Origin of the sequence: Streptomyces niphimycinicus (assembly GCF_018883605.1) — a bacterium.
GTDB lineage: Bacteria > Actinomycetota > Actinomycetes > Streptomycetales > Streptomycetaceae > Streptomyces > Streptomyces niphimycinicus.
Genome location: NZ_JAHLEM010000472.1, coordinates 1 through 3,059, shown reverse-complemented (window position 1 = coordinate 3,059; position 3,059 = coordinate 1). Strand labels below are relative to the sequence as shown.

Below are 3,059 nucleotides of genomic sequence, written 5' to 3'. Positions count from 1 at the left end.
AGCCGGCGGCGCGGCGGCGGCGTTGAGCGGCGGTGCGGACGACACCCAGGCGGTCGCCGACAGCGGCGCCGCGGTGCCCTTCTACGGGGCGCACCAGGCGGGGATCGCCACGGCGGTGCAGGACCGGCTGCACTTCGCGGCGTTCGACGTCACCACCGACGACCGCGCCGAGCTGATCGCGCTGCTGAAGGAGTGGACGAAGGCGGCGGCCCGGATGACCCAGGGGCACGCGGTCGGCGGCGGCGCGGTGAGCGATCTGGCGGAGGCCCCGCCGGACGACACCGGCGAGGCGCTCGGCCTCAAGGCGTCCCGGCTCACCCTCACCATCGGCTTCGGACCCACGCTCTTCAAGGACAGGAAGGGCAAGGACCGCTTCGGCATCGCCGACCGCCGCCCCGAGGCGCTGATCGACCTGCCCGCCTTCCCCGGCGACAACCTCGACGCGGCGCGCAGCGACGGCGATCTGTGTGTGCAGGCATGCGCGGACGACCCGCAGGTGGCCGTGCACGCCATCCGCAACCTGGCCCGGATCGGCATGGGCAAGGTGGCCATCCGCTGGTCGCAGCTCGGCTTCGGCAAGACGTCCTCGACCACGCCGGACGCCCAGACACCGCGCAACATGCTGGGCTTCAAGGACGGCACCCGGAACATCGCGGGCACCGACACCGCCGCCCTGGAGAAGCATGTGTGGGTGAGCGGGAAGGCGGGCCCGGCATGGCTGGCCGGCGGTTCGTATCTCGTGGCGCGCCGCATCCGGATGCATATCGAGACCTGGGACCGCACCTCCCTCAAGGAGCAGGAGGACGTCTTCGGCCGGGACAAGGGCGAGGGCGCGCCGCAGGGCAAGCAGCATGAGCGCGACGAGCCGAATCTGAAGGCGATGCTGCCCACCGCGCATGTCCGGCTCGCCCATCCGGACTCCAACGGCGGGGCGCGGATCCTGCGCCGCGGCTACTCCTTCACCGATGGCACGGACGGTCTGGGACGGCTGGACGCGGGGCTGTTCTTCCTCGCCTACCAGCACGACGTACGGGACGGGTTCGTCCCCGTGCAGCGGGCGCTGGCGCGCTCCGACGCGCTCAACGAGTACATCCAGCATGTGGGTTCGGCGCTCTTCGCCGTCCCGCCGGGCGTCCGGGACGCGGACGACTGGTGGGGCAGGGCGCTGTTCTCCTGACGGACTCCCGCGACAACCCTCGACGACAAGGAAGGCGAACCCCGTGTTCGGCAATTACCTGATCGGTCTGCGCGAAGGGCTCGAAGCCAGCCTGGTGGTGTGCATCCTGGTCGCCTATCTGGTCAAGACCGGGCGCCGGGACGCGCTGCGCCCGGTGTGGCTCGGGATCGCCGTGGCGGTGGGCCTGAGCATGTCCTTCGGCGCGGCGCTGGAGTTCGGCTCGCAGGAGCTGACCTTCGAGGCGAAGGAGGCGCTGGGCGGCTCGCTGTCGATCCTGTCGGTGGGCCTGGTGACCTGGATGGTGTTCTGGATGCGGCGCACCGCCCGCCATCTGAAGACCGAGCTGCACAGCAAGCTGGACGCGGCGCTCGCGGTGGGCACCGGGGCGCTGGTGGCCACGGCCTTCCTGGCGGTGGGCCGGGAGGGCCTGGAGACCGCGCTGTTCGTCTGGACGGCGGTGCGGGCGAGCAACGACGGTACGGCGGATCCGCTGATCGGTGTGGTCCTGGGCCTGGTCACCGCGGTGGTGCTGGGCTGGCTGTTCTACCGGGGCGCGCTCCGGATCAACCTGGCGAAGTTCTTCACCTGGACGGGCGGGATGCTGGTCGTGGTGGCCGCGGGGGTGCTCGCGTACGGCTTCCACGATCTCCAGGAGGCCGACTGGCTGCCCGGGCTGCACTCGCTGGCCTTCGACATCAGCTCCACCATCGCGCCGGACTCCTGGTACGGCACGCTGCTCAAGGGCGTCTTCAACTTCCAGCCGGACCCGACCTGGCTCCAGGTGTGGACGTGGGCGCTCTATCTGGTCCCCACGCTCGCGCTGTTCCTGCGTCCCGGTAGGGTGTCGCCGTCCACAGCAGCCCCCAGGAATCGGGAGCCGGAGCCCCATGACACGCAGGCCGCGCCGTCGGCAGTTGACAGTTCCGACCGCAGCGGCGGTACTGACGCTGGGGATGACGCTGACAGGGTGCATGACGGTCCACGGCGAGCGGGAGAACATTCCGTCGGTGGACAAGGCTGAGGCGCCCGAGGCGCTCAAGCAGTTCACCGACGCGTACAACAAGGCGTACCGGGAGCTGGATCCGGCGGTGGCGAGCCAGGTGGAGACGGGCCCGCTGGAGGCCATCACCACCGCCGACCTCAAGGCCCAGCACGCGAGCTCCCCGAACGGCAACCCCAAGTACCCGGCGTTGAAGCTGTCGGACGTCACCTACCGCATCCCCAAGCAGGTGGGCTGGCCGAAGTTCTTCGTCGCGGACACCGACAGCAACCGCGACGACAACCGCTGGCTGTTCGTCTTCACCCGCGGCGGTGCGGACGAGCCGTGGAAGGCCGCGTATCTGTCGATCCTCAGCCAGGACGAGGTGCCGGACTTCGCGACCGACAAGGACGGCTGGGCCAAGCCGGTCCAGGCCAAGGGGCCGACCCCGAAGCTGGCGACCCGGCCGGACAAGCTGAGCGCGGAGTACACCGACTACCTGATGACGGGCGAGGGCTCGGTCTTCGCCGACGGCCAGGCGACCTCGGGGCTGCGGAACACCCGGAAGAAGTTCCTGCGCACCCCGAAGTTCTGGACGGAGTACATCGACACCCCGGCGCAGGGCGCGCAGGACGCCCCGGTGGGGCTGCGCACCTCGGACGGCGGGGCGATCGTGTTCTTCTCCGCGCACCACCGGCAGAAGCAGACGATGGCGAAGGGGTTCCGGCCCAACCCGGATCCGCAGATCAAGGCGCTGATGACGGGCGAGGCGAAGAAGGCGGTGACGCTGACGAGGGTTTCGGAGTCGGCGGTGCGGGTCCCCGCGAAGGATGCGGCGGACCCGAAGGTGGTCTTCCTCAACCGCCTGGAGGGCGTCACGGCGGCAAAGGGCGAGTAGTAAGC

Annotated in this window: 3 protein-coding genes; all 3 read left to right on the top strand. The window is 70.3% G+C overall.

What is annotated here, in order from left to right; genetic code table 11:
- Positions 1-1,177 (top strand): iron uptake transporter deferrochelatase/peroxidase subunit (gene efeB, locus KN815_RS33195; protein ID WP_216345566.1); only part of this gene is annotated, 1,177 nt, incomplete at its 5' end.
- Between the two features lie 43 nt (positions 1,178-1,220).
- Positions 1,221-2,198: an iron uptake transporter permease EfeU gene (gene efeU / locus KN815_RS33190; protein WP_216345565.1), complete on the top strand. Its 978-nt coding sequence runs from the start codon at positions 1,221-1,223 to the stop codon at positions 2,196-2,198.
- The gene (locus tag KN815_RS33185) at positions 2,131-3,054 is read left to right on the top strand and encodes an SCO2278 family lipoprotein (protein ID WP_507229917.1); all 924 of its coding nucleotides are present in this window, start codon (positions 2,131-2,133) and stop codon (positions 3,052-3,054) included. The genes efeU and KN815_RS33185 overlap by 68 nt, the downstream gene beginning before the upstream one ends.
- Positions 3,055-3,059 lie beyond the last annotated feature (5 nt).